The organism is Clostridium sp., from assembly GCF_018372875.1.
Lineage (GTDB): Bacteria > Bacillota > Clostridia > Clostridiales > Clostridiaceae > Clostridium.
In genome coordinates this window covers 13,527-38,888 of record NZ_JAHAIF010000018.1, presented here as the reverse complement: position 1 = coordinate 38,888, position 25,362 = coordinate 13,527, and the positions used below count along the sequence as shown (strand labels likewise).

General features: G+C 30.0%; 40 protein-coding genes. 5 read left to right on the top strand and 35 right to left on the bottom strand.

Going from position 1 to position 25,362, the window contains the following annotated elements:
- Window positions 1–13: 13 nt before the first annotated feature.
- The 23 genes from KIB46_RS08095 to KIB46_RS07985 all read right to left on the bottom strand — a co-directional run bounded on the left by KIB46_RS08095 (window position 14) and on the right by KIB46_RS07985 (window position 13,045).
- Window positions 14–1,693, bottom strand: a complete 1,680-nt coding sequence (locus KIB46_RS08095) for a terminase TerL endonuclease subunit (protein WP_099328307.1) — start codon at window positions 1,691–1,693, stop codon at window positions 14–16.
- Entirely contained in the window at window positions 1,693–2,151 is a 459-nt protein-coding gene (locus KIB46_RS08090; RefSeq protein WP_099328306.1) for a P27 family phage terminase small subunit, read from the bottom strand. Before KIB46_RS08090 ends, KIB46_RS08095 begins: the two co-directional genes overlap by 1 nt.
- Before the next feature lie 103 nt (window positions 2,152–2,254).
- Window positions 2,255–2,677, bottom strand: a complete 423-nt coding sequence (locus KIB46_RS08085; RefSeq protein ID WP_291671377.1) for an HNH endonuclease — start codon at window positions 2,675–2,677, stop codon at window positions 2,255–2,257.
- A complete protein-coding gene (locus KIB46_RS08080) occupies window positions 2,658–2,852 on the bottom strand; it encodes a hypothetical protein (RefSeq protein WP_291671376.1) in 195 nt (64 codons plus the stop codon). The genes KIB46_RS08085 and KIB46_RS08080 overlap by 20 nt, the downstream gene beginning before the upstream one ends.
- A 12-nt stretch (window positions 2,853–2,864) precedes the next feature.
- Complete coding sequence (locus KIB46_RS08075) at window positions 2,865–3,344, bottom strand: Xaa-His dipeptidase (RefSeq protein ID WP_291671375.1); 480 nt, start codon at window positions 3,342–3,344, stop codon at window positions 2,865–2,867.
- A 292-nt stretch (window positions 3,345–3,636) separates the two neighbouring features.
- Entirely contained in the window at window positions 3,637–4,284 is a 648-nt protein-coding gene (locus KIB46_RS08070; RefSeq protein WP_099328302.1) for a tyrosine-type recombinase/integrase, read from the bottom strand.
- A 4-nt stretch (window positions 4,285–4,288) separates the two neighbouring features.
- Window positions 4,289–4,492 carry a hypothetical protein gene (locus KIB46_RS08065; RefSeq protein ID WP_099328301.1) on the bottom strand — a complete coding sequence of 68 codons (204 nt, stop codon included), beginning with the start codon at window positions 4,490–4,492 and terminating at the stop codon, window positions 4,289–4,291.
- A gap of 174 nt (window positions 4,493–4,666) precedes the next feature.
- Window positions 4,667–5,056, bottom strand: a complete 390-nt coding sequence (locus KIB46_RS08060; RefSeq protein WP_291671374.1) for a nitroreductase — start codon at window positions 5,054–5,056, stop codon at window positions 4,667–4,669.
- A 141-nt stretch (window positions 5,057–5,197) separates the two neighbouring features.
- Window positions 5,198–5,383, bottom strand: coding sequence for a hypothetical protein (locus KIB46_RS08055; protein ID WP_099328300.1), 186 nt, complete (start codon window positions 5,381–5,383; stop codon window positions 5,198–5,200).
- Window positions 5,384–5,574: 191 nt separating this feature from the next.
- The gene (locus KIB46_RS08050; RefSeq protein ID WP_291671373.1) at window positions 5,575–5,745 is read right to left on the bottom strand and encodes a hypothetical protein; all 171 of its coding nucleotides are present in this window, start codon (window positions 5,743–5,745) and stop codon (window positions 5,575–5,577) included.
- 39 nt (window positions 5,746–5,784) lie between these two features.
- Complete coding sequence (locus tag KIB46_RS08045; protein ID WP_291671372.1) at window positions 5,785–6,117, bottom strand: hypothetical protein; 333 nt, start codon at window positions 6,115–6,117, stop codon at window positions 5,785–5,787.
- A 32-nt stretch (window positions 6,118–6,149) separates the two neighbouring features.
- A complete protein-coding gene (locus KIB46_RS08040) occupies window positions 6,150–6,323 on the bottom strand; it encodes a hypothetical protein (RefSeq protein ID WP_291671371.1) in 174 nt (57 codons plus the stop codon).
- A gap of 24 nt (window positions 6,324–6,347) precedes the next feature.
- Complete coding sequence (locus KIB46_RS08035) at window positions 6,348–7,802, bottom strand: DNA cytosine methyltransferase (RefSeq protein WP_291671370.1); 1,455 nt, start codon at window positions 7,800–7,802, stop codon at window positions 6,348–6,350.
- Between the two features lie 34 nt (window positions 7,803–7,836).
- Entirely contained in the window at window positions 7,837–7,974 is a 138-nt protein-coding gene (locus KIB46_RS08030; RefSeq protein ID WP_291671369.1) for a hypothetical protein, read from the bottom strand.
- 40 nt (window positions 7,975–8,014) lie between these two features.
- Window positions 8,015–8,260 carry a hypothetical protein gene (locus KIB46_RS08025; RefSeq protein WP_291671368.1) on the bottom strand — a complete coding sequence of 82 codons (246 nt, stop codon included), beginning with the start codon at window positions 8,258–8,260 and terminating at the stop codon, window positions 8,015–8,017.
- Window positions 8,261–8,383: 123 nt separating this feature from the next.
- On the bottom strand, window positions 8,384–9,700 hold the full coding sequence (gene dnaB / locus KIB46_RS08020; protein ID WP_291671367.1) for a replicative DNA helicase: 1,317 nt from the start codon (window positions 9,698–9,700) through the stop codon (window positions 8,384–8,386).
- 1 nt (window position 9,701) lies between these two features.
- Complete coding sequence (locus KIB46_RS08015; protein ID WP_291671366.1) at window positions 9,702–10,472, bottom strand: hypothetical protein; 771 nt, start codon at window positions 10,470–10,472, stop codon at window positions 9,702–9,704.
- 15 nt (window positions 10,473–10,487) lie between these two features.
- A complete protein-coding gene (locus tag KIB46_RS08010) occupies window positions 10,488–10,907 on the bottom strand; it encodes a hypothetical protein (RefSeq protein WP_291671365.1) in 420 nt (139 codons plus the stop codon).
- A 9-nt stretch (window positions 10,908–10,916) separates the two neighbouring features.
- The gene (locus KIB46_RS08005; RefSeq protein ID WP_291671364.1) at window positions 10,917–11,792 is read right to left on the bottom strand and encodes a ParM/StbA family protein; all 876 of its coding nucleotides are present in this window, start codon (window positions 11,790–11,792) and stop codon (window positions 10,917–10,919) included.
- A gap of 52 nt (window positions 11,793–11,844) precedes the next feature.
- Window positions 11,845–12,147 carry a hypothetical protein gene (locus tag KIB46_RS08000; protein WP_291671363.1) on the bottom strand — a complete coding sequence of 101 codons (303 nt, stop codon included), beginning with the start codon at window positions 12,145–12,147 and terminating at the stop codon, window positions 11,845–11,847.
- Window positions 12,128–12,352 (bottom strand): hypothetical protein, encoded by a 225-nt coding sequence (locus tag KIB46_RS07995; protein WP_034866624.1) that lies wholly within the window; start codon window positions 12,350–12,352, stop codon window positions 12,128–12,130. The genes KIB46_RS08000 and KIB46_RS07995 overlap by 20 nt, the downstream gene beginning before the upstream one ends.
- A gap of 11 nt (window positions 12,353–12,363) precedes the next feature.
- A complete protein-coding gene (locus KIB46_RS07990) occupies window positions 12,364–12,798 on the bottom strand; it encodes a helix-turn-helix transcriptional regulator (RefSeq protein ID WP_291671362.1) in 435 nt (144 codons plus the stop codon).
- A 52-nt stretch (window positions 12,799–12,850) separates the two neighbouring features.
- Complete coding sequence (locus KIB46_RS07985; RefSeq protein ID WP_278678372.1) at window positions 12,851–13,045, bottom strand: helix-turn-helix transcriptional regulator; 195 nt, start codon at window positions 13,043–13,045, stop codon at window positions 12,851–12,853.
- Window positions 13,046–13,185: 140 nt separating this feature from the next.
- On the opposite strand from KIB46_RS07985, the gene KIB46_RS07980 reads away from it, so the two are divergent.
- The 3 genes from KIB46_RS07980 (at window position 13,186) to KIB46_RS07970 (ending at window position 15,321) form a co-directional block, all read left to right on the top strand.
- Entirely contained in the window at window positions 13,186–13,506 is a 321-nt protein-coding gene (locus KIB46_RS07980) for a helix-turn-helix transcriptional regulator (protein ID WP_278678371.1), read from the top strand.
- A gap of 129 nt (window positions 13,507–13,635) precedes the next feature.
- On the top strand, window positions 13,636–14,544 hold the full coding sequence (locus tag KIB46_RS07975; protein WP_291671361.1) for a BRCT domain-containing protein: 909 nt from the start codon (window positions 13,636–13,638) through the stop codon (window positions 14,542–14,544).
- A 90-nt stretch (window positions 14,545–14,634) separates the two neighbouring features.
- The gene (locus KIB46_RS07970) at window positions 14,635–15,321 is read left to right on the top strand and encodes a hypothetical protein (protein ID WP_291671360.1); all 687 of its coding nucleotides are present in this window, start codon (window positions 14,635–14,637) and stop codon (window positions 15,319–15,321) included.
- On the opposite strand, the gene KIB46_RS07965 is transcribed toward KIB46_RS07970, so the two are convergent.
- Window positions 15,293–16,054: a hypothetical protein gene (locus KIB46_RS07965; RefSeq protein WP_291671359.1), complete on the bottom strand. Its 762-nt coding sequence runs from the start codon at window positions 16,052–16,054 to the stop codon at window positions 15,293–15,295. The genes KIB46_RS07970 and KIB46_RS07965 overlap by 29 nt on opposite strands.
- Window positions 16,055–16,226: 172 nt before the next feature.
- Here KIB46_RS07965 and KIB46_RS07960 point away from each other — a divergent pair, with 172 nt between their 5' ends.
- Both KIB46_RS07960 and KIB46_RS07955 read left to right on the top strand, forming a co-directional pair.
- Window positions 16,227–16,718, top strand: coding sequence for an ImmA/IrrE family metallo-endopeptidase (locus KIB46_RS07960; RefSeq protein WP_291671358.1), 492 nt, complete (start codon window positions 16,227–16,229; stop codon window positions 16,716–16,718).
- 104 nt (window positions 16,719–16,822) lie between these two features.
- Window positions 16,823–17,845, top strand: a complete 1,023-nt coding sequence (locus tag KIB46_RS07955) for a tyrosine-type recombinase/integrase (RefSeq protein WP_291671357.1) — start codon at window positions 16,823–16,825, stop codon at window positions 17,843–17,845.
- A 124-nt stretch (window positions 17,846–17,969) separates the two neighbouring features.
- On the opposite strand, the gene rpsI is transcribed toward KIB46_RS07955, so the two are convergent.
- The 11 genes from rpsI to rpsM all read right to left on the bottom strand — a co-directional run bounded on the left by rpsI (window position 17,970) and on the right by rpsM (window position 25,181).
- Window positions 17,970–18,362 (bottom strand): 30S ribosomal protein S9, encoded by a 393-nt coding sequence (gene rpsI / locus KIB46_RS07950; RefSeq protein WP_049179275.1) that lies wholly within the window; start codon window positions 18,360–18,362, stop codon window positions 17,970–17,972.
- A gap of 25 nt (window positions 18,363–18,387) precedes the next feature.
- Entirely contained in the window at window positions 18,388–18,822 is a 435-nt protein-coding gene (rplM, locus tag KIB46_RS07945; RefSeq protein ID WP_027098819.1) for a 50S ribosomal protein L13, read from the bottom strand.
- Between the two features lie 163 nt (window positions 18,823–18,985).
- Window positions 18,986–19,720 (bottom strand): tRNA pseudouridine(38-40) synthase TruA, encoded by a 735-nt coding sequence (gene truA / locus KIB46_RS07940; RefSeq protein ID WP_291671356.1) that lies wholly within the window; start codon window positions 19,718–19,720, stop codon window positions 18,986–18,988.
- A 13-nt stretch (window positions 19,721–19,733) separates the two neighbouring features.
- Complete coding sequence (locus KIB46_RS07935) at window positions 19,734–20,537, bottom strand: energy-coupling factor transporter transmembrane protein EcfT (protein WP_156561995.1); 804 nt, start codon at window positions 20,535–20,537, stop codon at window positions 19,734–19,736.
- Between the two features lie 12 nt (window positions 20,538–20,549).
- Entirely contained in the window at window positions 20,550–21,407 is an 858-nt protein-coding gene (locus tag KIB46_RS07930; RefSeq protein ID WP_291671355.1) for an energy-coupling factor transporter ATPase, read from the bottom strand.
- Window positions 21,392–22,237: an energy-coupling factor transporter ATPase gene (locus KIB46_RS07925; RefSeq protein WP_055254553.1), complete on the bottom strand. Its 846-nt coding sequence runs from the start codon at window positions 22,235–22,237 to the stop codon at window positions 21,392–21,394. Before KIB46_RS07925 ends, KIB46_RS07930 begins: the two co-directional genes overlap by 16 nt.
- A 115-nt stretch (window positions 22,238–22,352) precedes the next feature.
- Window positions 22,353–22,694 (bottom strand): 50S ribosomal protein L17, encoded by a 342-nt coding sequence (rplQ, locus tag KIB46_RS07920; RefSeq protein WP_027098814.1) that lies wholly within the window; start codon window positions 22,692–22,694, stop codon window positions 22,353–22,355.
- Window positions 22,695–22,706: 12 nt separating this feature from the next.
- Window positions 22,707–23,654 (bottom strand): DNA-directed RNA polymerase subunit alpha, encoded by a 948-nt coding sequence (locus KIB46_RS07915; RefSeq protein ID WP_027098813.1) that lies wholly within the window; start codon window positions 23,652–23,654, stop codon window positions 22,707–22,709.
- A 102-nt stretch (window positions 23,655–23,756) separates the two neighbouring features.
- A complete protein-coding gene (gene rpsD, locus KIB46_RS07910) occupies window positions 23,757–24,377 on the bottom strand; it encodes a 30S ribosomal protein S4 (RefSeq protein WP_027098812.1) in 621 nt (206 codons plus the stop codon).
- 27 nt (window positions 24,378–24,404) lie between these two features.
- Window positions 24,405–24,800: a 30S ribosomal protein S11 gene (gene rpsK, locus KIB46_RS07905; protein ID WP_021876963.1), complete on the bottom strand. Its 396-nt coding sequence runs from the start codon at window positions 24,798–24,800 to the stop codon at window positions 24,405–24,407.
- Between the two features lie 15 nt (window positions 24,801–24,815).
- Complete coding sequence (gene rpsM, locus KIB46_RS07900; protein ID WP_027098811.1) at window positions 24,816–25,181, bottom strand: 30S ribosomal protein S13; 366 nt, start codon at window positions 25,179–25,181, stop codon at window positions 24,816–24,818.
- Window positions 25,182–25,362 lie beyond the last annotated feature (181 nt).

Genomic DNA, 25,362 nt, shown 5'->3' with positions numbered 1-25,362 from the left:
TTATACCTCCTCTCTAAATAACTTGAATTGTAAAATCATATTCTCCAAGTTGATCTACTTGTAATAAGAATATTGCATCCACCAAAGCCATTACTAAATCTATTTTTCCCTTTGACTTTTTCTTATTCAAATATTTGTTTTTATTGGTATCTTCTGTTTGTCTTGCATTTTCAAAATTTCTTTCTAATAAATTATTTTCTTCATATCCAAACTTTTTAGAAAGAATACTTTCTTTTAAGAGTTTTATAGGAGCGTGTAGAGTTCTACTATGTTGTTCAACTTCTACAGTGGTATATCCTTGTGCCTCCCACTTTTGTGCTGAAGATAAAGCGTTTCTCCTGTCATAGCCTATCTTGTTTATTACAACACCATATTTTTCTTCTAAACCACTTACAAACTCTTCTACAACAGAGTAACTAATTACATCATCCCCACAAGAATAGCATGTACCTTTTTCAATTTCTTCCCTATAATTTATATCTTCATTTTTACTCTTCTTTTCAACTCTTAATTCAGGAATGAAGGCCCATGTTTTCGCAATAATTTTCCCTAAATCCTCATCAAATGTAACCATAGAAACTGCTGTATTATCTTCTGTTTCAGCCAGGTCAACTCCAATGTAAACTTCCCTATCTGACCAGTCATATTCTTCAATAGTACATTTTTTTACTGTATCAATATCTAAGAATACCTCTCCTGCCTTTTCTGGTAAAAAGTAATTCATACTTTTGGTTAGATATTCTGTCTTTTCATCCTCTTTAACTGATGCTTTATCCCTATCTTCTCTTATGATTTGATAGTTTTCTTCAATTCTAAGTGGATTAGCTTGATACATTCCTACATCATCCCAAAGATGCTCCTCCTCTGAATAATATAGAAGTGCAAACATTCTTTGATTTACACCATCACCTTTTAAAATTTTTCTTATATATTCTAAATCTGATTTCATTATAGAGCCATCTATAGCATAGGCAGTTGTAGTTCTAAATACTAATGGGTTTATAACATTCCTTTGCCCCGATTTCATTGCAGTAAAGTTTGAATTATCTTTAAAGTTAGCATGTTCATCTGAAACAAAGGCTGATGGTCTTATTGAGTTGTTTTTCCCTGATTCTGCAGTTCTTGGTTGGAAAAAGCTTTTAGTTAATTTGCATTCTATTTTTCCAACTTCTCTCTTTGACCACTTAAAATATTTAGCAACTTTAGGACTAGCCTCTAGGATCTGCACCATAGCTTTTCTAATTTCTGCTGCAAGTTCTCTTGTTAAGCAAATAGAATAAAATTCACTATAATTTTGTTCTGTTAGCATTAACAAAATAAAAATAACCCCTACTATAGCTGTTTTTGCATTCTTTCTAGCTATAAAAAGAGTTATATCATTATATCTAAACTTTTTATTATTATTTTTATATCTCCACCCAAATACATTAGCAATTAGAAAACATTGAAACCCAACAAGATTTTCTAAAATAGGTTTACCAGCAACAAATCCTGTTGCAAAGTTTAATAGCATTAATAAATTATTTATTATTTTAAGCTTTGACATATCAAAGTAAAAATCAAATTCCTCATTGTTTTGATTTTCCAAATCATCTAAAAATGTTTTACATTGAATTTTTACTTCTTCAGTAGTTATTTCTTTTCCACCAACTACATCTTGAGCATATTCTAAAGCCTTATCAAATAAAATCATTACTCACCTTGTAGTATCCTTACTACATCATCATCTTTCAATTCTTTAGTCGCTAAATTAATATTTGATAACTTTGCTCTAGATTGTGGACTTAATGATAACTCACTACACCCTCTATAAAAATCAGCTGAATAATTTTTTCTACTTGATATTATTTCTTTTCTAAATTGTAATGCTGGATTTTTATTTATTTTATATTCAATGCCAATAAGCCTATCAATAGCAATGCAAGTATTGATTAAAATAAATAGATCTAAATTCCCAAGTAATTTTGATTCTTCTAATTCATGTACTATAAATTCAAATATCTTTTTCTGATTTTCTGTTAATTCATCTGGTGGTAATATCTTATCAGACTTACCTCTTAAGATATTTTCATTTTCAATCCTTGAATCAATTTCCTCTTTAGTTTGACTGCATTCAGTTAAAAGACTTGCAGCCTTACAAGGTCTTGCCATAAAATTCTCCTTTCTACTATTTTAATTCTTAAAAATTTTCATTTTACAGATTTTTTTACTCTATATAAGGACAGTTAACTGGAGGGCAAAGGCTCACCAAAATTTAATGTATAGGGGGGGAGTATTTTTTCCTTTTATTTATTTGTTCAATAACTATTTCAATTAATTCCTCCTTAGGTATTGAGCCTTGTTCTGCTAATCTATGATGATAACCACATAAAGTTATTAAGTTATCATCTTCAAGCCATAAGCTTTCATCTTCCTCTATTGGAACTATATGATGAACTTGTAATGCTTCTTTATAATTTAATATGGTAACTGTTCTATATAGTTTTCTTAAACAAATTTGACATAAGAAATTATCTCGTTTCTTTATCTCAGCTCTCTTTCTCTTCCACACTGCTCTTCCTCTTAAATTGTCAGCATGACTTCTTTCTTTGTTGTATCTTATAGGCTTAGGCTTTAACTTGCATTGATAATTAGATGGATGTATCTTCCCACAATACCTACAACTTTTTAACCTCATTGATAACTATTCCTCCATCAAATGCAACTACATCAAAGCCTTTAGGTATTACAATAGTCTCAATGTCCTTGCAAGATAACTCCTTTTTTACTCTGTCTACTGCATCCTTTGTAACGTTTATATTAGCTTTTAATATAAGCCTTTGCCTTTTCTTATTTCTCTTAAATATTTTCATTGCTATTCACCTCTATATCTCTATCACTGAATTGTTTATTACTTTCTCTTTAAGCTTTAAGTTCTTCTTATCAATAGATACTTTATTAGGATCTTCCATCCAATGAGCCTTTTTCCTATTAACTAGATAAAACTTTTGAGCAGCTAAGTCAGGTCCTTTATACTTCTTAACTTTACTAATCTTAACATCTTCTTTTACAAGAACAGTTTGACCATCTTCAGCCATAACTTCTTCCTTAACTTTTGTCACAACTTCTTCATAATATGTGTATCCTGTACAACATTTAAATAATGCTTGCTCTACTAATTCATTCTTTTTATTTTTCCCTTGAGCAATTGCCTCTTTTAAAGCACTATTTTGTGACTTATATCGCCTAAAACTTGAGTAACTCACCCCTATTTTTTCAGCGATTTCCTTATCAGTGCAACCTTGCTCAACCCATGATTCTATCTTGCTTAAGCTACTGTTTATTAACTCCTCATTACTCTTCATTTTTACGCCTCCTTTATTGAGCACTTAGGTTACTACAAGGTGCTCACTTTTTAGTGTATTTCCCACCTTTTTTAAATCATAAAAAAAATAGCAATTTTATTAATTACTATAAATCCTACTCTAACCATTGATATTACTTACCTAGAGTACTATTTTGTTTTATCCAATAAATACGCCATAACTGTATAGATTACCCATTCCATTTTTCCTATGCATATATTAGTAGATATTTTTCTTAAACTCTTTAAATAGACCTCCATTCTTTTTTGGACTATTTATAACTCAAAAAAAATTAGAGTTTTTCATCAGCTATACTTGCTGCTTCTTCTCTAACTTCTGCTTCTATACCTAAATATTGTTTAGTAGTCTCTATACTTTTATGTCCCAATGCTTTTCTTACCTTCTCCAGATCTCTAGTAATTTCATAAATTCTTGTTGCATATGTCTTTCTTAGACTATGGCCAGATATATTTTCTATTCCTAGCTCTTTTCCTACTCTCGAAAGAATATTGCTATAAGATTTAGCTGTTATATAATCATTACCTGTTGTAGATTTAAAAGCATATTCAGATTTTGATTTTCCTTTAACATAAGCCTTCAATAACTTTTTTAACATAGGCTTTATTAAAGCTTTTCTTTTCTTTGGAGGCTTTCTTCTAGAATTAGGATTTTTCTTTATATGCTCAAGCCATGATTTATATTGTTTTTGTTCTTGAATACAGAACTCTTCATTATCTAACGCCTCTTTAATCTCACCAATAGTTAAACATACAATATCCTGTAATCTATAACCAGTTGCAACATCAAGATAAAATATCATCATATTCCTCTCAGCATTTTTTCCACTAACTTCTTCAAGCTTATATTTAAACCTTTCGTACTGCCTTTCTGGAATAGGATTAGCTGGCACCTTTTCACCTCTAATTATCTCTACACTCATAACATCACCTTTGTTTTATAGCTCCATTAACTCTTTTATAACTACTATGTTTAATACAGCTTCTAAAGTCTTGCATAGGATCATAAAGAAGTTCTTCTATTTGACATTGATACCTTTTATATTTAGGACATGGTGAACCAGGTGAACAAGCACATAATAATTTTGACTCTTTCCATCTTGTAAACATATTAAGTTTTTTTAATGCCACCTTATCACCTCTTTCTAAAAATAAAAGCACAGGCTTACTCGCTTGTGCTTATGTATTAAATCTCTATATAATTTTTCACTATACTAATATAGTAATCAGTATTCTCTAATTTATCCATTAAAAAGTTTTAATTTACTCCCTAAATAGTCCTTTTTTTATCCCTATTTTGTCCCTTTAGCAATATCCAAGTCCTATCATAAATTTATTAATAGCTTTTTTCTTTATTTCATAAAACCTATTTTTACTTATTTTTAGTTCTTCAATTACTTCTTGATTAGTTTTATCATCTCTAAAGTAACTATAATCAACGACTTTCTTACTATCATTATCTAATTTATCATATACATAATCTATAGCATTAACTATTATTCTCTTATACTCTTGGTCCACTATTGCTTTGCCAACTGGATCTGATGGACTAATATTTTTATCGAAAATTAAATCTGGTCTACATGCTGAACCAAGTCCAGGCATCTCTATTGAAATTAAATAGTAAGGGTAATTTCTTAAATCATTCTCAACTTCTTTTTTTATCTTTTTATATTGCTCTTTAGTTATTTCCATAAAATCACCTATCCCTTTTTCAATCTATATGTTATAATAAGAATAGATGTTCGGTTAGAGAAACGATTCGCTAACTATAATTTTCTCTAACCCTAAGGTGTTCGTTATGAACACCTTTTTCTTTATATACTCCCTAACTTACTAATACTCTAATCCTAAACATTTAACTGTTGTTGCTATATCTCCTGCGAATATAAAATACGTATACTTACTACTCTCTTTACTTGGTGCTAGTCCTAAATATTTTAATTGCTCTATAACAATCTTTTCCCTCTTATTACTAAACTTCACTCGTGTTTTATTTTTATCTATTAACCTAAATTCCATTTGCACATTCCCTTCTTAGATATAATGCTTTAATAAGCTTGTAAATAAGCCATTTTTTAAGTATTGTATACAAATGCATCTTATAAATTGAAAATAATTATACATTTTAAGTTCAGTTGTACCAACTGTTTCAGATGAATTGTATACATCTGTTTATCCAGCAATACCTCTCCCTTTCTTAGTGTCGTGAATTATCTTATTAATCCAGTTCCTTTGCAGTGTATACACTTTACTTGCGTGTCTTTTCCTCTAACTGACCAACCTTGACAAATCACTACACTTTGCATAGCCTTTAAACTACCACTTCCCAAACAGTAAGGACATGGTTGAACTTTTGTATTCATATCTATTTTAATCTCCATATAAATCACCTTTTCTACACATCATCTTAGTATTGTGAACTAATTAATATATACACAAATTGTTTTTGTTGGTTTTTCCTTTTCAAAAAGTTCATTTATTATTTTGTTTATTTCTTCTTCGCTTCTTCTAAGTCCAGTATTTAAATCATAATCAAAAATGCTATATAGCTTATCTTCAAAATCTTCATAATCTACATATTCATTTTTGTACTGGACTATTTCTTTTATTTCTACATTTTGTATATGTGCTTCATTATACGCCCACTCACCACACCAAGCATCTTCACCAACAAAAAATTTTATTGGTAATGTTGGATTTCCAATTACTAACTTTTTAAACTCTTCTTGAACCTCTTTTATTGTTATACTCATACTAGTTCCTCCTTAAAATCAATTCACAATTTCTACAGATCTTCTTCTTTTAGTTCATTCCAAGAACAACCTAAAGAATTATCAACTTTCCCAATTCTATTACATTCTTTAATATCATTTAGAAATTTATTGTATTGATTACTTTTTATATTTTTACATTTATCTGTATGCCACATACAATCATAACAACTTGTTTTAACCCTCATAATTTATCTCATCCTTTCTACATATTAACTAACTTCTGATATATCATTGCTATTACACATCTCTGGTAGATTAGCTTCAACTAATGCTTTTGCAAATGGTGGAGGAACTGCATTTCCACACCTGGCAACTTGCTTAGTTTTTGCATAAACCTTTCCTGTGTAATCATGGTCTATAATGTAATCTTCCGGAAATCCTTGTGCATTAAATAGTTCCCTAGGTGTTAACATTCTTAAACCTATGTCTAGTATCTTATAATCTTCTCCCTTAATAGTTACTAATCCAAACCTATCTTTACTTACTACAGTATCTAACGGAGTTTCAACATCTTGCCCTACTCCTTGTCCATAATACTTGATAAGGAATGAATCATCTTTAGCCTTTCTATCTCCAAATACTGCTTTTCCATAATATTTAGCTAAGAACTCCTGAACTTCCTTTGAATGATCTACGCCTTTACCTATTGCCACCTCAACCAAACTAAAGCATGGTCTTGCAGTAATAGTATGAACACAATCATCTAGACTACTTGCTACACTTCTACTTTCTCCAGCGTAAGATTTACTTATAAAAGCACTTACTAATCCATATCTTGGAGAGCTATCTAATGTCATTATAGGCTCATCAACTTTTTGTCCTCTTACACTACTTTTACTAGTTTCGGTGTGATATTGAATTAAATTTGATGCTACCTTTGTATTGTTATCTAAATTGATTAGAAAAGGCTCTGAATTATTAAATACAAATTTCTCTAATCCTTTTGCTATTCTCTTAAGCGTATTTTCAGCTAATAGTTTACTTCTTTCAAATATGCTTGGACATGGTATTGACCAATCTATTATTTCAGCTGCTGTCTTATAAGGTTTTAATAATCCTGCTTGAACCTCCAATGTATCTTTAGGTCCATGTGTAGGTTCTGGCCATACTATAGGTTTTCCATCACATCTAGCAATCAAGAAAAATCTCTTTCTGCTAGTAGGAGCTCCATAATCACAAGCTTTTAACTCTCTATGCTCTACTGTATATCCTAATGATTCTAATTGCTCTTTCCACTTCCTAAATGTTTCTCCCTTTTTACTCTTTATCGGTCTACCTTTTTTAATTGGTCCCCAGGTTTGGAACTCTTCTACATTTTCTAAAATTATTACTCTAGGCTTTACCTTACCAGCCCATTTGAGAACAATCCATGCAAGTCCTCTTATTTTCTTATCTACTGGTTTACCACCTTTTGCTTTTGAAAAGTGTTTACAATCTGGACTAAACCATGCTAACCCTACTGGTTGTCCTTTAGTAGCTTCGATTGGATCTACTTCCCAAACACTTTCACAATAATGCTTACTTGTAGGGTGGTTTGCTTTATGCATTGCTATTGCTGCTGGATCATGATTAATTGCTATATCTACACTTCTTCCAGTAGCTAACTCAATACCTGTACTTGCTCCACCTCCACCAGCAAAGTTATCTATAATTAACTCTTTCATAAAATCACCCTTTCTTGCAATTACGACTTACCAATTACTCAAAATCTTCCTCTTGAATACACTCAACAACTTCAATTTCTTCACAGTTTTGAGCCATCCAAAATCCAAATGGACAATAATCGGAAAATCTAATCTCATTAATGTTTGATTCTCCCTTATTTCTGTACCTCAATATTATTTCCACTCCAATTAATCCTCCTATAATAGCTTTATTAGTTCTTAGTTACATACCATTTTCCTAAAATTTCTTTGCTCAACATGTAATCTGTATTTTGCCATCTCAATATTGTAGGATTATAAAATTTTAACTTAACTTTTCCTCCTACAAATCTATCTAATCTATAACTATTTTTAGTATCTATACTTGTTATAATATTTTCCTCAAGCAACCTATCATAAGCGGTAGAAAAATCATACTCTTTTGTTTTATCAACTTTATTAATTATTAGATCTTGCAATAAAATCACTTCCCTAACCAATTTATTGGGAGGATTTCTCCCCCCTGGAAGACTCACATGACCTTGAAGTAAGCTTTGCAGCTTATTGTAACCCCTTATCAAAGTCCATGAGATTTTAACTTATTAACAATTTTCCCTGTCTAATGTTGCAAACCTTTGATATTGACCAATCCATCCTAATTTAATTGTCTTGGTTTCACCATTTCTATTTTTATTTATTATTAATTCAGCTATATTTTTTTCTTCTGATTCTTTATTGTAATACTCATCTCTATAAAGCATAAAAATCACATCTGCATCTTGTTCAATTGAACCTGATTCCCTTAAGTCTGAAAGTACAGGTCTATGATCTGTTCTTTGCTCTGGAGCTCTTGATAATTGAGATAAAGCAACTATTGTTATTTCTAACTTCTTAGCTAATTTCTTAAGTTCTCTTGAAATCTTAGCAATCTCTTGCTCTCTCGAATTGGTCTTATCCGAAATTTCAATTAACTGTAAGTAATCTATAATAACTACGTCTAAGCCTTCTTTAACCTTTAAATTTCTGCACTTAGCTTTAATGTCCGAAAGATTAGTTGACTTATCATCAATAAATATTTTTCTTTTAGCTAATACATTGGCAGCATCCGTTATTTTTCTAAATTCAGCTTCGTCTAATTTTCCTGTTTTTATCTTCCCAAACTCCACTAAACTTCTTGATGAAATCAATCTTTCCATAAGTTGCTCTGTAGTCATTTCTAAAGAAAATATCCCAACACTTGCCCCCTTTGATGCATGTTGACCAATATTAAGAGCAAAGGCCGTCTTTCCCATACTAGGTCTTGCTGCAACAATAATAAAATCACCTTTTTGAAGTCCTGAAATAGTATTATCTATTTCTTTAAATCCTGTAGTATTGCCAAGTATCTTACCACCATTGCAATAATTATTTTCTATTCTAGTCAACACTTTTTCCACAGATTGTCCCATATCGAGGATATCTTCTGACTCCTTACTGTTGATAACTTTGTAGATTTTATCTTCTACTGTGGAAATTATTGATTCGACTTCACTTTCTTCATAACTTTTTGATATTAACTCTCGTCCTGCTCTTATAAGATTTCTTCTATCAGATTTATCTTTTATGATTTTCACATACGATTCAACATTGCTGCTAAATACTGTATTAGTTGCTATCTCTGTTATATAACTTACCCCTCCACATTTATCTATGCTATCTGATACTTTTAACTCATTAAGTAAAGTAATCAAGTCTATATTCATATCTTTTCTGCTTAGAGCCTTTATTGTACTAAAGATTCTCTTATGCTTGTCCCAATAAAAATCATCATCTTTAAGTACATCCTCAGCTAAAGCTAGTTGGCTTTTATAATTAATAATGCATCCAAGAGCTGCCTGCTCTGCTTCAATGCTATGTGGTAATTGTCTTGTATCATTCATTCTACATATCCTCCAGTATGAATTTATATTTATTTTCCTTAGGCTTAATCTCTTCTTTATTCTCAGTCTTCTCATCTGTAAAATTATAGTCTAAATAATCTTCATATCTGCCATTAAAAAAAGTAGATCCATTAAGGATAAACTGTTTATCCTTGCCCTTACACTCCAAAGAATATCTCTCTATGCATCTAATAAGTTGATTTATACCTATGCTCGATATTATCTTTGGTATTTTTTTAATAGCCTGTGCTCTTCCTTTTTTATTTGGGTACATCCCCCAAATAAGTTCTATATCATCTGAACTATATATATAATTATTATCTTTAGTAGAAAGATTATTTTGTTCCGACTTTTCAATCGGAAGAGTACGACTTTTTGGTTGGACAGGGTACGACTTTTTAACCGGAGGGTTATAATTATTAAAATTACTACCATCTTCCACTTTTTTTATTAAATATTTATAATTCTCACCTAAACAGTAGTATGAGTAACTTCCGCCTTCTAATTTATGATAATGACCTAAAACCTTACAGTTTTCTAGTTTCTTAAGCCTTTTTCTCAACGAATCATTATTATTAATTCCTATAATAGGTATATCTTCTTTTAAATGCTTATAGTTAAGCCAATAATATGGCTTTCCTTCAACAATAATCATACTCATACTGTCAGCATCTCTAAAATCTACAAAGTATCTTAACAAAAGAGCATCTTTTAAATCTAATCCATACTCAATTAATTTACTTTGATTGAAACCACTTATTGTATGCTTCAAGTTTATCCCCCCCTTCTACATATCCTTTAAAAAATCTAGTGCATTTTTACTTGGATCACTTGAAGATGATATTGATAAATCAACTTCATCATCTTCTAGCGTACTTATATCAACTTTAAATGCATTATCATCATGTGATAATGATGTTGTAATGCTATTTTCATGATGTGATAATGGTGTTACCATGGTATTATCATCATATTGTAATGGCATTATCATACTATTATCATCATGTGATAACGGTGTTGTAATGGTATTATCATGGTGTGATAATGGTGTTATCATTGTATTATCATCATTAAAAATAGCAACTTTATATAAAATATCTCTAATAAAATCTGATTTGTTATACTGTCTGCTTAATAAATCTAATATTAATTTATCTTTAGGATTTTCTTTATTTAATAGAAATGTTATTCTCTCTGATTTTGCCATATAAAATACCTACTTCCATATCTCTTTACTAGCTTCTAATGCTCCTTGTATGTTAGTATTTAAAGCATTAGTAGCGACTAAACATTGTGAAGATAAACTCTCTTTTATAATGTCCTGGATGACTATAGAGCCACCACCTGTAAAAATAACATAGTTATAATGGTTTAAATTTATATTTATACTAACTTCATTAATTACATCATTAGTAAAAGCTGCTAACTGCTTTTTAGATACTTTTATATCACCTTTAGTTATTGCTTTCTCAATGTCTTCAATCTTATATTCCTTATCAGAATTTAAATTCTTAAGCTTTAAATAAAAGTCTAAAATACCAATTTTATAAGTATTTAATACTTGTGGCTTTCCATTATCCATAGCCACTACATTGGTTGTACGTCCTCCAATATCAAGTATTAATACGTTGCTTGATTTAGTTTTATCATCTAAAGTGAAATAACTTGCATATCCTTCTGGTACTACAAAAACATCTAAAATCTTAACGACCTTATTGCTCTTCTTAGTAGTCTTTGCTGCAAACTTAAACTCTTTTCCTTTTAGATCTTCAATATACTTTTGCTTATGATCCATTTCGCTTATTGGTAAAAGTAAGGTTAAATTAGTTTCAATACTCTCACTTTCCTCATTTAACTTAGCTATGGCATATAGTAACTGTGCTATATAATCCTTCTTAGTTTTTATATATTCCTTACTAAAGTTACCTTTCTCAAAAAAAGTAAACTCACCACCTAAATTAACGTAACTAAATCCATCTGGATAAGCTTCATAATCCCTACTTATGTTACTTTTAAAAGTAACTTGCTTACCTTTTGTATCAATTCCTTTAACATTGTAATTTCCTAAGTCAATAACTGTAATATTATTCATTTTCTTTTCTCTCCTTTTATGTTATAATGGAGATACGGATTGCCGTCCGTATCTATTTTGTTATTTGATTTTGAACCTTTTCTAAAGGTTCATTTTTATTTTCTAGCTTTTTTAAAAGCAATTCTTTTACACCTTCTAATTTCCCTACATATTCTTCTGTATTCTTAATAAATGAAAGGATTAAATGCTTTTGCTTAAAACTCTCATTTTCTCTATATCCACCATCAATATAAAATATCTCAAACCCATTTGTATGCCCTAAATATCTAACAAAAAAATCATCTTCATATTTACTATTTAACTTCATAGCTAATTTTGTTATTTCTCCAATTAAATCAATTATCTTTTCTTCCATCACTACACTCCTTTTCTATAATTTCCTTAAATTCTGGACCCATATATTCATAAAATAGTTTAGGCGATATATGATATGTCCACATAGAAGTCATTTGTATAGCTGTTCCAAAAGGCAATAAGCCTCTTTGTAATCCAATCCTTACAAATTGTTGAGATTTCCCCATTATTCTTGCTGCATCTACTACTTTTATATTTCCAACCATATATATCACTCCTATCTTGCAAATTTTAAAGCCATAATTGCTTCAACAACATCATCAAGCTCCTTAGTTATTAACATCCATCTTGGTCTTTCTTCATCATCTATAATTCCATCACAGGTTATATCAATCATTTCATCCTTTAATTTAATGAAATCACTGACTTCCTTTTGCAACCTTAATATAGCTACTGGCAAGTCTTTAATCTCTATACTAGGCAAATATTCTCTTCCTACTTCATCACTAGTCTTAAGATGCTGATAAGCCAAATATTGAGTATCATATATTTCAATCATCTTAATAACTACCCTATCTGGTGGTATTCTTTTACCTCCTTCATATGCTCTTAAACTATCAACTGATATATCCATGTATTCAGATGCTTTTTCTTGTGTTAATCCTGTACTTTCTCTAGCAATTTGGTAAATATTTCTGTATTCACTCACCATTCTCTTTCCTCCTTAAATATATTAAAATATGTAACAACAACAAAATGTAGTATTAAAACTTAAAAATATCATTAAACAAGTCAATCATACTAACTTTGTAGTAATCTTGAAGTTTCTTCATCAACTCAACACTAGGATTCCTATATCCACGTTCAATAGCACTTAGTGTTTTCTGTGATATGCCAAGAACTTCTGCCACATCACTTTGACTTTTATCTCCTCGTACTTCAATCAATTTTTCTCTCATCTCTAGCCTCCTTTTACTACGTTTTGTAGTGATTATATTTATATAATATACTCCATTTTGTAGTATGTCAATACTTTTAACAACAAATAATTGTAAACTTTCACTCCAATAAGTAGTAAAATATTAATGAGGTGTTTAAAATGAATAGATTAAAGGAATTAAGGCTTGAAAAGAAAATGAGCCAATCAAAATTAGCTGAAACTTTTAATATCTCTCAGCAATCAATTAGTCATTATGAAAAAGGAATTAGAGATATGGATAATGATTTAATTAAATCAATGTCATCGTTTTTCAATGTTTCTGCTGACTATCTTTTAGGCATTTCTAATAATAGAAATTATAATTCTAGCGAAGAAACAATTGCTCTTCATAGTGATTATGATTATAAGGATCTTCCTGATGAAGCTAGGAAAGAAATTGAGAATTATATAGAATATATAAAACAAAAATATAAGAAGTAATCTTTTTATTTTTTCACTTCTTATTGACAATAAGGTACAAATTTTAAGGTGTTCATAGCGAGCACCTATATTTTTAAGCTTTGATGTAATATTTTACATAATATATATTTTTTATTATAGGAGGTTATTATGGGTAAATACGAAGATATGGAGTATAGGCAATATACTTCCAGAAGTGAAATTGAAAAAGCATTAAATACTTTAAAAGGCATTCTAGAAGGTATTGTTATTGATGATGAAACTAATTATATTGAATTGGATGAATTAGCTGCTTGGAGTGATACTAATAATTTATTTTCTAATAGAAAGCCATTTAATGAGTTGATTCCTTTAATAAATGAATCCATCTCTGACAATATTCTTACCAAAGATGAAATTACTGATATTTTATGGGTATGTAATAAATTCTTAAAAGACAATACTTATTATGATCATATCACTATGACACTACAAAAACTCCATGGAATTTTTCATGGAATTTTAGCAGACAACATCATATCTGAAAGTGAAATAGTAAAATTAAAAGAGTGGATTTCTACCAACGATTATCTTGAAGGCTATTATCCATATGATGAAATCAACACTTTATTAACTTCAATTTTAAGTGATGGAATAATAACTGAAGATGAAATAAATGTTTTAAAAGTATTCTTTTCTGAATTTGTAGATAATTCTATTGAAACAAATATAAATTTTAAAGATATAGAGAAATTAAAAGAAGATTATACAATTAGTGGAGTATGTTCTATTTGTCCAGATATTACATTTGAAAATAAAACATTTTGCTTCACAGGTGCTTCAACTAAAACCACAAGAGATGGATTTAAAAATATAATAACTTCTCTACATGGAACATTTAGAAATAATATAAGCTCTAAAACAGATTACTTAATTATAGGCAATGGTGGTAACCCATGCTGGGCTTATTCTTGTTATGGAAGAAAAGTTGAACAAGCTTTAAACCTTAGAAAATCAGGTGCTAAAGTAATAATTATTCACGAAAATGATTTCTGGGATGCAATTGAAGATCTTGCTTAGTTCAATCTCTTTAATTAAAATATTTATAAAATTGATTATCACAAGAAAGCTAAATAACATTTTTATTTATTATTATTAATGGAGGATTTTATGGAGCCTTATTACATATTAAAAACAAAAACATATACTACTGTACCTAGACTGTCATCTGCTCAACAATTAGCTTTAGGAGAACGTGATGATCAACCAATAGTAGAACTAAAACTTATTACAGAGCCATTAATTGAAGGATACGATAAATATAAAATGACAAGTGAAAATATAGAAAAAATAACCGGTAGAGCTTATGGACGAAATGATGAATTTGAACAGTTTATCTCCATACGATATAGCGATGTATATTATTCAACTAATACTTCTTGCCTATACTTTCATTCAAAAAAGTCATTGTTTAATCAATTTGAAAAAACGTTTAATAAATCTGTAGAACTAACTTATAACAAAGTTAATATTGATTTTAAAAATATAATAGACAATCAAAATGCTTTAGACATAAAAGGAATATGGTTTGGTAACTTATTAGATACTAATGTAAAATCTCTGCTACTAATGGGAAATAAAGTTGAAGAGTCTTCAAAATATCAAGACTTGCTTACCGAAGGAACTGTTACTAATATAACTCTTATATATAATTATAATGGAAAAAATTTAAAAATTATGATTACAAAAGATGGCGGAATTATATTCTATGATAAAATTAATGAAACAGATGCCCTAACAGCACTAGATTATATATATATGAATCTAATTACCCCAGCAATGACATCTGTTTCTTAACATCTTCTATAAAATCTAATATGTTATTTTTACTTTTATAAGAAATATTATTATTATCAAGTATAACAATAGTATTTCTTTTTGTTTTATATTCTAAAATTGTTCTAATAACTGAAAAATCATTATACATCCTATACATAAAAGGATTTCTTATATCACTATTATCATAAGTATTAATAAATGAAATCTTAATATCGCTGATATTGTTACAAAAAGACACTCCATTGTTTATCCTAGAAACTTCATCAAATACTTTTGCAATCTTCTTTATTTCCTTAATAAATAATCCCAAACTAATTTTTGTATCTATATAAAAATTGAATTCTTCATACTCTGGATTATAATTAAATTCATAAATTACTGAGTCTACATTAATACTGGCCTGGTAACAATACTCTCCTTCTTGATACTTTGTAATTCTTGCTGGTGAATATTTTTTCATTGCACAACAATAGTCATCCACTAATTTTTTAAAATTATATCCATTGGTAAATCCAAGTTCAGAATAATACTTGAAATTTAATTTAACATTACTTCTGCACTTTATTATAGTTAATATTTTTATATAAATGCTTGGTTTATTAGAGTAGTATGAAAATGACAAGATTACTATAGGAATTAACGTTATAAATAGTGATGCTAAACTCTCTTCTATATTCAAAGCATATGATACTAGTATTATTCCAAAAGGCAGTATTATATTAAAAATAACATCCAATAAAACTTTAATCATAAGCTTCCTCCTATTTAACCTTTTTTAATATATTATACTATATCAGTAATGTTTTTTTTACTTTTTTCTTATTTTTACAAAAATTAATAGGTTGTTATGCCAATTTGACGAACATTTGTTTGCATGGTATATATATAAATATACCATATTATTCAAGGGGATGAAAAGACATATGAGAAAAAGACTAGAATTATTAGATCTAATTGAAAAAGAAAATATAAATTTAGATGAGGAGTTAAAAATTCCAGAAGCATCAGGAATTTATATTAATATTCCTGGAATAAATCCAACTATAGGAATAAATAAAAATATTGGTACCGAAAAAGAGTATTACTCTATACTTGCTGAAGAACTTGGTCATCACTTTAAAACTATAGGCAACTTAATAAAACAGGAAACTTCTTATTTGGGAGATATATTGAAACAAAAAGAAGAACTTAAAGCAAGATTATGGGCTTCTAACTTTTTTATTAGTGATGAAGAATTTATACAAGCTATTTTAGATTGTGCAAACAACACATATACTCTTGCAGAAAAATTTAATGTTACTGAAGAAATCATAAATTACAAGATTTTATCTATATGCATAGATGAAATTAGACTTAATAAAGTTAAAGAACTTATTAGTAGACATGAAGTTCAGTATTTAGAATGTAATATTTAGCAATAATACATATTTTAATGAGTAATATTTACTCTGAATCACTTTAATTAAGATAAATACTTTATGTATAGTTAAAATAAATTAGTTGAAAGGATGTTATATATATGAGATTACCTAATGGTTATGGAACTGTTTATAAATTATCAGGAAATAGAAGAAAGCCATTTATGGTCAGAAAAACTATTGGCTGGTCAGATGAAGGAAAGCAGCTATATAAAACAATTGGATATTATGAAACTAGAAAGTTAGCACTTACAGCATTAGCTGATTATAATGCAAATCCTTATGACATTGATGCATCATCTATAACCTTCTCTGAGCTTTTTACTAAGTGGAGCGAAGAAAAGTATATAGATATATCCAAATCAGCTATAAATGGGTATAATGCTGCTTATGATACTTCTAAAGATCTGCACGAATTACGATTTGTTGATATTAAAGCAAATCACCTACAAAATGTAATAAATACTTGTGGTAAAGGGTATGGTACTCAACGAAAGATTAAAAGCCTATATAATCAGTTATATAAATATGCTATGAAGAATGATATTGTACAAAAAGATTACTCTAACTACGTTGAACTTGGTAAGAAAATTGATTCTATTAAGAGAGTTCCTTTCTCTGAAAAAGAAATAAAAAGGTTATTTAAAGTAGTAGATGAAATACCTTTTGTTGATACAATCTTAATTATGATTTATTCTGGCCTTAGAATTGGAGAGTTACTATTAATAAAATCCACAGATATTGACTTAGAAAATGAAATTATTACAGGTGGAATTAAAACTGATGCAGGTAAAAATAGAATAATACCTATAAATAAAAAGATTCTTCCTTTTATAAAAAATCGATTGGAAGAAGGACATGAGTATTTAATAGTTAACTCTAGAAACAAACCAATGAAATATGATAATTATTATAGAGAAAGATTTATACCTATAATGGAACAACTTAATATGGATCATAGACCTCATGATGCACGTCATACCTTTGCAACCTTAATGAATAATGCTGATGCAAATAGAACATCTATAAAGAAAATAATAGGTCACAGTAGCTATGAAACTACTGAGAAAATTTATACCCATAAGGACATTGAAGAACTAAGAAAAGCCATTAATTTAATATAGTATTTGTTAGAGATACGTTAGTTATATGTTAGTTATAGACTTAAAAACAGAAGTTTTTATTTATTTTTATATAAAGAAAAATCCCACAAACACTTGGTTTGTGGGATTTGAAAAACTCGCAATATTATCTCTTTGAGAATTGTGGAGCTCTTCTTGCTTTCTTAAGACCGTATTTCTTTCTTTCCTTCATTCTTGGATCTCTTGTTAAGAATCCAGCCTTCTTTAATTCTGGCTTTAAAGCTTCATCAGCTTTAACTAAAGCTCTTGTAATTCCGTGTCTGATAGCTCCAGCTTGACCTGTAAATCCTCCACCATGAACATTTACTAAAACATCAAACTTATCCTTAGTTCCTGTTAAAACTAATGGTTGGTTAACTATTACTCTTAAAGTTTCTAAACCAAAGTAATTTTCGATATCTCTTTTATTAACAACAACCTTACCACTTCCTGGTACAAGTCTTACTCTTGCAACTGATTTCTTTCTTCTTCCAGTACCCATGTATTGAACTTTTGCCATTTCTATTCCTCCTCCCGAGCTTGTATTAGTACTTTAATTCAAGCACTTCTGGTTTTTGAGCTGAATGATTGTGTTCAGCACCTCTATATACTTTTAACTTAGTTAGCATCTTTCTTCCTAAAACACCACTTGGAAGCATTCTTCTAACTGCTTCTTCGAAAGCGAATTCAGGTTTCTTATCTAGTACTTCTCTATATGGAGTTTCCTTTAATCCACCTGGATATAAGCTGTGCTTTCTCATTAATTTTTGATCTAACTTCTTACCAGTTAAAACAACCTTTTCTGCATTAATAACGATAACGAAATCTCCGCAGTCAACATTTGGAGTAAATGTTGGCTTATTCTTTCCTCTTAATATTGAAGCAACTTGGCTTGCAACTCTTCCTAGTGGCTTTCCAGCTGCATCTACAACATACCATTTTCTTTCAACTTCTTGTGCTTTCGCAATGTATGATTTCATCTCTTTCCCTCCCTGAACTTACATTTTAGCTTCACTCTTTAAAGTTACCGCATTTATGTCAAGACCCGGGGCTAGTGGATCTTATATACATAAATATTCTAACAAACAATATTATTATAATACACGCTTACGGGCGTGTCAACATTATTTATATCTTTTTTTATTAATAAAAAACTTTTTCTAATACTAATCCATTAGGTGGTACGCAAGGTCCTGCGTTACTTCTATCTCCGTTTCTTATTATACTTTCTATATCTTCTGGTTTTATTTTTCCTTTTCCAACTTCAATTAAGGTACCTACTATAATTCTTACCATATTATAAAGGAATCCATCTGCACTAACAAATATCTTTATAACATCATCCTTTAATTCTAATTCCAATCCACTTATTGTTCTTACTGAAGTCTTCACAGAACTTCCATTAGTTTTAAACGCCTTAAAGTCATGCTTACCTAAAAAATATTTTGCTGCCTCTTTCATTAGATCATAATTTAATTCTTCTCTAACTTGATATACATAATTTCTTCCTATGCATACTTTTTCATATCTATTTACTAATGTATAGCAGTAAGTTTTACCTTTGCTATCATATCTTGAGTGAAAGTTTTTATCAACTTCTTCAGATTTAATTATTCCTATATCATCCGGTAATTTAGTATTAATAGCTTCTCTAAATTTATCAGCTGGAATTTGGCTATTAGTAATGAAGTTTGCAACCATACCTTTAGCATGAACTCCAGCATCAGTTCTAGAGCTTCCTATTAATTCAACCTCTTCACCTGTAAGTAACTTAATTGCTTCTTCAATGCACTGTTGAATGGTTCTATTATTCTTTTGCTTCTGCCATCCCCCATAGCTTGTTCCATCATATTCTATAGTTAACTTTATATTTCTCATAGATTTCTACACCTTACAAAACAAATCTTATTATAAAGCTTCCAATAAATAGAACAGAAAAAATGCCAAAAGCTATAATATCTATAGACTCAAACTGCAATTCTTTCATTCTAGTTCTCCCAGCACCACCTCTATAGCATCTAGCTTCCATTGCCATTGCCAATTCATCAGCCCTTCTAAAAGAACTTATAAATAAAGGAACTAATAAAGGTATTAAACTCTTAGCTTTTTGAATAATATTTCCTGTCTCAAAATCTGCTCCTCTTGCTTTTTGAGCCTTCATTATTTTATCTGTCTCTTCTGTTAATGTAGGAATAAATCTCAAAGCAATAGTCATCATCATTGCTAGTTCATGTGCTATTTCTTTTCCAATAGGTCTTAATAACCTTTCTATTCCATCTGTTAATTCTATAGGAGATGTTGTAAGAGTTAGCAATGAAGTTCCTGTAATTAAAAATACCAACCTCAAGGCCATAAATGCAGCTGTTCTCAATCCTTCTAAATATATCTTAATAAACCCCAACTCAAATACTAATGTATCAGCAGTACCTTTTATCATAAATATATTTAATGCAGCAGTTAATATTATTAAAAATAAAATCGGCTTTAATCCTTTAAAAATAAATTTAACTGGAATTTTAGCATTTGATATTATAGCTCCTAAGAAGGCAATTACTAAAATATATCCAACAAACTTATTTATTATAAATAAAGAAGCAATGAATAATATAGCTATTATTATTTTTGTTCTCGGATCTAATTTGTGTGTAAATGATTCACCAGGTATATACTGTCCAATAGTTATATCCTTTAACATAATTCCACCTCCTTAGTTATTCTTGTTAAGAAGCTTAATTATTTCTTCTTTGGCTTGTTTTATTGTATAAATACCATCTGATACATCAAATCCCAATGATTTTAGCTTCAACATTAAATATGTTACCTGTGGCACTGCTAATCCAATACTCTCTAATTTCTCTACTTCTTTAAATACAGTATCAATAGGACCTTGTAACTCTACACTTCCATTATTCATCACTATAACTTTATCAGCAATATTGGCTACATCCTCCATGCTATGACTAACAAGTATTATAGTCATTCCATAGTCATCATGTAACTTTTTAATCTGAGTTAATATATCATCTCTTCCCTTTGGATCCAAACCAGCTGTAGGTTCATCAAGAATTAATGTTTTAGGATTCATTGCAATTACTCCAGCTATTGCTACCCTTCTTTTTTGTCCACCACTTAAATCAAATGGTGATTTATCTTTATACTCATTATAATCCAATCCTACCATTTCCATAGCTTTAACTACTCTTTGATGTATTTCTTCATCAGATAACCCAAGATTTTTTGGTCCAAATTCAATATCTTTTTCTATTGTTTCTTCAAATAACTGATATTCTGAATATTGAAATACTAAACCAACCTTTTTTCTGATATCTACTAACTTTACATTTTTCTCCGTTATATCTATATCATCAATATATATTTTCCCTTTTGTAGGAGATAATAATCCATTTAGATGTTGTATTAAAGTTGATTTTCCTGAACCTGTATGCCCAATCAAAGCTACAAAATCATTATCATTTATTGTTAAATTAATATCCTTTAAAGCAACTTTCTCAAATGGACTTCCAGGCATATAAATGTGTGTTAAACTTTCTATTTTAATTGACATATTGCATCCACCATCTCATCTATATTTAAAATTTCAGTACTTATATCTATACCTTCTTTTCTCAATTCATAAGCTAACTCAGTAACTTGCGGAACATCTAATCCTATTTTTTTCATAACATCAACTTTAGAAAATACTTCTCTAGGTGTTCCTTCCATCCTAATTTGGCCATCATCAACAACTATAATTCTATCAGCTTGTGCTGCTTCATCCATATAATGAGTTATTAAGACTATAGTAATATTGTGCTGTTTATTTAACTCTTTAATGTTGTTTATAACTTCTTTTCTACCACTAGGGTCTAACATTGCAGTAGGCTCATCAAATACAATACAATCAGGTTGCATAGCTAAAACTCCTGCTATTGCAACTCTTTGCTTTTGCCCACCAGATAATAAATGTGGAGCATGTCTCTTATACTCACTCATCCCAACCTTAGCAAGACTATCATCAACGCGCTTTCTTATCTCCTTAGGATCTACCCCTAAATTTTCAGGACCAAAAGCTACATCTTCTTCAACTATTGTTGCTACAAGTTGATTGTCTGGGTTTTGAAAAACCATTCCTGCTTTGCTTCTAATATCCCATAAGTTTTGCTGATCTTTTGTATCCATCCCATCCACTAATACAGTACCCGATGAAGGTGTTAACAATGCATTAATATGTTTTGCAATAGTTGATTTTCCAGACCCATTATGTCCTAGCACTACTACAAATTCACCTTTAGATACTTTTAAATTAACCCCTTTAATTACCACCTTACCCTCTTGTTCTTCAGTTGATGCATATTTAAAGGTTACATTATCTATGTCTATCATAAAGTTATCCATATACTACCTCCTATTTGACATATATCTTTAGACTATATAGAACACTCTTTATACTCTAAAAATATATTTTTATATTACAAAATGGGGACTAAGTATCAACTTAATCCCCTTATTATTATACTAATTCAAGTATAACTATTTCAGCTCCGTCCCCTCTTCTAGGACCTTTCTTATACATTCTTGTATATCCACCGTTTCTTTCAGCGTATTGTGGAGCTATATTATCAAAAAGATTCTTTACAACAGCTTCTTCTTGTACAAAAGCTAGAACTTGTCTTCTTGAATGTAAATCACCCTTCTTCGCAAGAGTAATCATTTTTTCAGCAAGGCTTCTTGCTTCTTTAGCTCTAGTTTCAGTTGTTTCAATCTTACCGTATTTTAAGAAACTTGTTACAAGACTTCTTAGCATAGCTCTTCTTTGGTCAGTAGGACGACCTAACTTACGATAACCTGCCATGGATTTACCTCCTTACTCATCGTTTAGTCTTAAACCTAAGCCTAGTTCTTTTAATTTTCTTTCAACTTCTTCAAGAGATTTCTTTCCTAAATTTCTTACTTTCATCATATCATCCATTGACTTTGATGCAAGTTCTTGAACTGTATTAATTCCAGCTCTCTTTAAACAGTTATAAGATCTAACTGATAAATCTAGCTCTTCTACAGTCATCTCTAGTACTTTCTCTTTTTTATCTTCTTCTTTTTCTATCATAATTTCAACATCATTCGTATTGTCAGTTAATGACATGAATAACTTGAAATGTTCTATAAGAATTTTAGCTGATAAGCTTATAGCCTCATCAATCTTAATTGTACCATTAGTCCAGATTTCTAAAGTTAACTTATCATAGTCAGTAATTTGACCAACTCTAGTATTTTCAACTGTAAAGTTAACTCTCTTAACTGGTGTGTATATTGAGTCTACAGCAATAGCGGATATTGGTAAATCTTCACTCTTATTTTTATTTTGAGTAACATATCCTCTACCTTTGTTTACTGTTAGTTCCATATAAAGTCTTCCGTTTTCATCAAGCGTTGCAATATGTAAATCCTTATTAACAACCTCTACGTCACCGTCAGTCTTTATATCTGCTCCTGTTACAACTCCAGGACCTTTTGCATCTATATAAATTGTCTTTTGACCTTCACCATTCATTCTCAAAGCTAAAGCTTTAATGTTAAGAATTAATTCTGTAACATCCTCTTTAACTCCAGTAACTGTTGAGAACTCATGAAGAACTCCATCAATTTTAACTGATGTTGTTGCAGCACCTGGTAAAGATGATAATAAAATTCTTCTAAGAGCATTACCTAAAGTAATTCCGTATCCTCTTTCAAGTGGTTCTACTACGTATTTACCGTAAGTACCATCTTCGTTTGATTCTACACACTCAATTATTGGCTTTTCAATCTCTAACATACACAAACCCTCCTTATATTTAAAATGGCAACCTTATTTTGAGGGCAACTGATTCTCATATTTGTAATCATACGAAATGTATGATTAACAAATATTAATATACTACTTGCTGTATAACTCGACGATAAGCGTTTCATTAACAGGAACGTCAATATCTTCTCTTGTTGGTTCAGCAACTACTTTGCCTTCGTAGTTTTCGATATTTGCTTCTAACCATTTTGGTAAAGTCTTTGGATTTTCAACGAAAGTCTTGAACTTTTCGCTTCCTCTACTTTTTTCACAAACAGTTATTACATCATTTACACAAACTTTGTATGATGGAATATCTACTTTCTTTCCATTTACTAAGAAATGTCCATGAGTTACTAGTTGTCTAGCTTCATTTCTTGATGCACCATATCCTAATCTATATGCTACGTTATCAAGTCTTAATTCTAATAACTTTAATAAGTTTTCACCAGTAATTCCTTTTATGTGTTCAGCCTTTTCATAGTAATTTCTGAATTGGCTTTCTAAAACTCCGTATATTCTCTTAGCTTTTTGCTTTTCTCTTAATTGAATTCCGTAGTTTGATAACTTCTTCTTGCTAGCTCCATGTTGTCCTGGCGCATAGCTTCTTCTTGCAAAAGCGCATTTATCTGTATAACATCTATCCCCTTTAAGGAACAGTTTCATACCTTCTCTTCTACATAATCTACATGTAGCTCCAGTATATCTTGCCATTAATTACACCTCCTATGATGGTTAATACTAGACTCTTCTTCTTTTTGGTGGTCTACATCCATTATGAGGGATAGGAGTAACGTCTTTAATTAAAGTTACTTCTAATCCTGCTGCTTGTAGGGATCTTATAGCTGCTTCTCTACCTGCACCTGGTCCCTTTACATATACTTCGATGCTCTTTAATCCATGCTCCATTGCTGCCTTAGCTGCTGTTTCAGCTGCCATTTGCGCTGCGAAAGGAGTACTCTTTCTTGAACCTCTAAATCCTAGAGCTCCAGCACTTGACCATGATAAAGCATTTCCTGCTGCATCCGTTAAAGTAACTATTGAGTTATTGAAAGTTGACTTGATGTGTGCAGCACCATGCTCAACGTTTTTTCTTTCTTTTCTTCTTCTAGTCTTTTTAACTTTTTGAGCTGCCATTATCTTCCCTCCTTATTACTTCTTCTTATTAGCGATAGTCTTTTTAGGACCTTTTCTTGTTCTCGCATTAGTCTTAGTTTTTTGTCCTCTAACTGGAAGACCTTTTCTATGTCTAATTCCTCTGTAGCATCCGATTTCTTGTAATCTCTTAATGTTTAAAGCAACTTCTCTTCTTAAATCACCTTCAACATTCATTTCTTTTATAAATGTTCTAATTGCATTAACTTCATCTTCAGTTAAATCTTTAACTCTTGTATCCGGATTTATTCCAGTTTCAGCTAAAATCTTTTGAGATGTTGCTAAACCAATTCCGAATATATATGTTAGACCTATTTCAACTCTTTTTTCTCTTGGTAGGTCAATACCTGCTATTCTTGCCATTAAAATTTACACCTCCTGGTAATTAAAATGCCTTAAAAAATAGATTTTATAGTAATTTAATATATATAATAAAGTTTAGGTCATTAGTGGTATTTTCACCAATGCAGCCGCTCCTAAAACCTAATTATTAGATTATTGACTATATAATCATATTTGACTTTACTAAAAAAGTCAATAAATT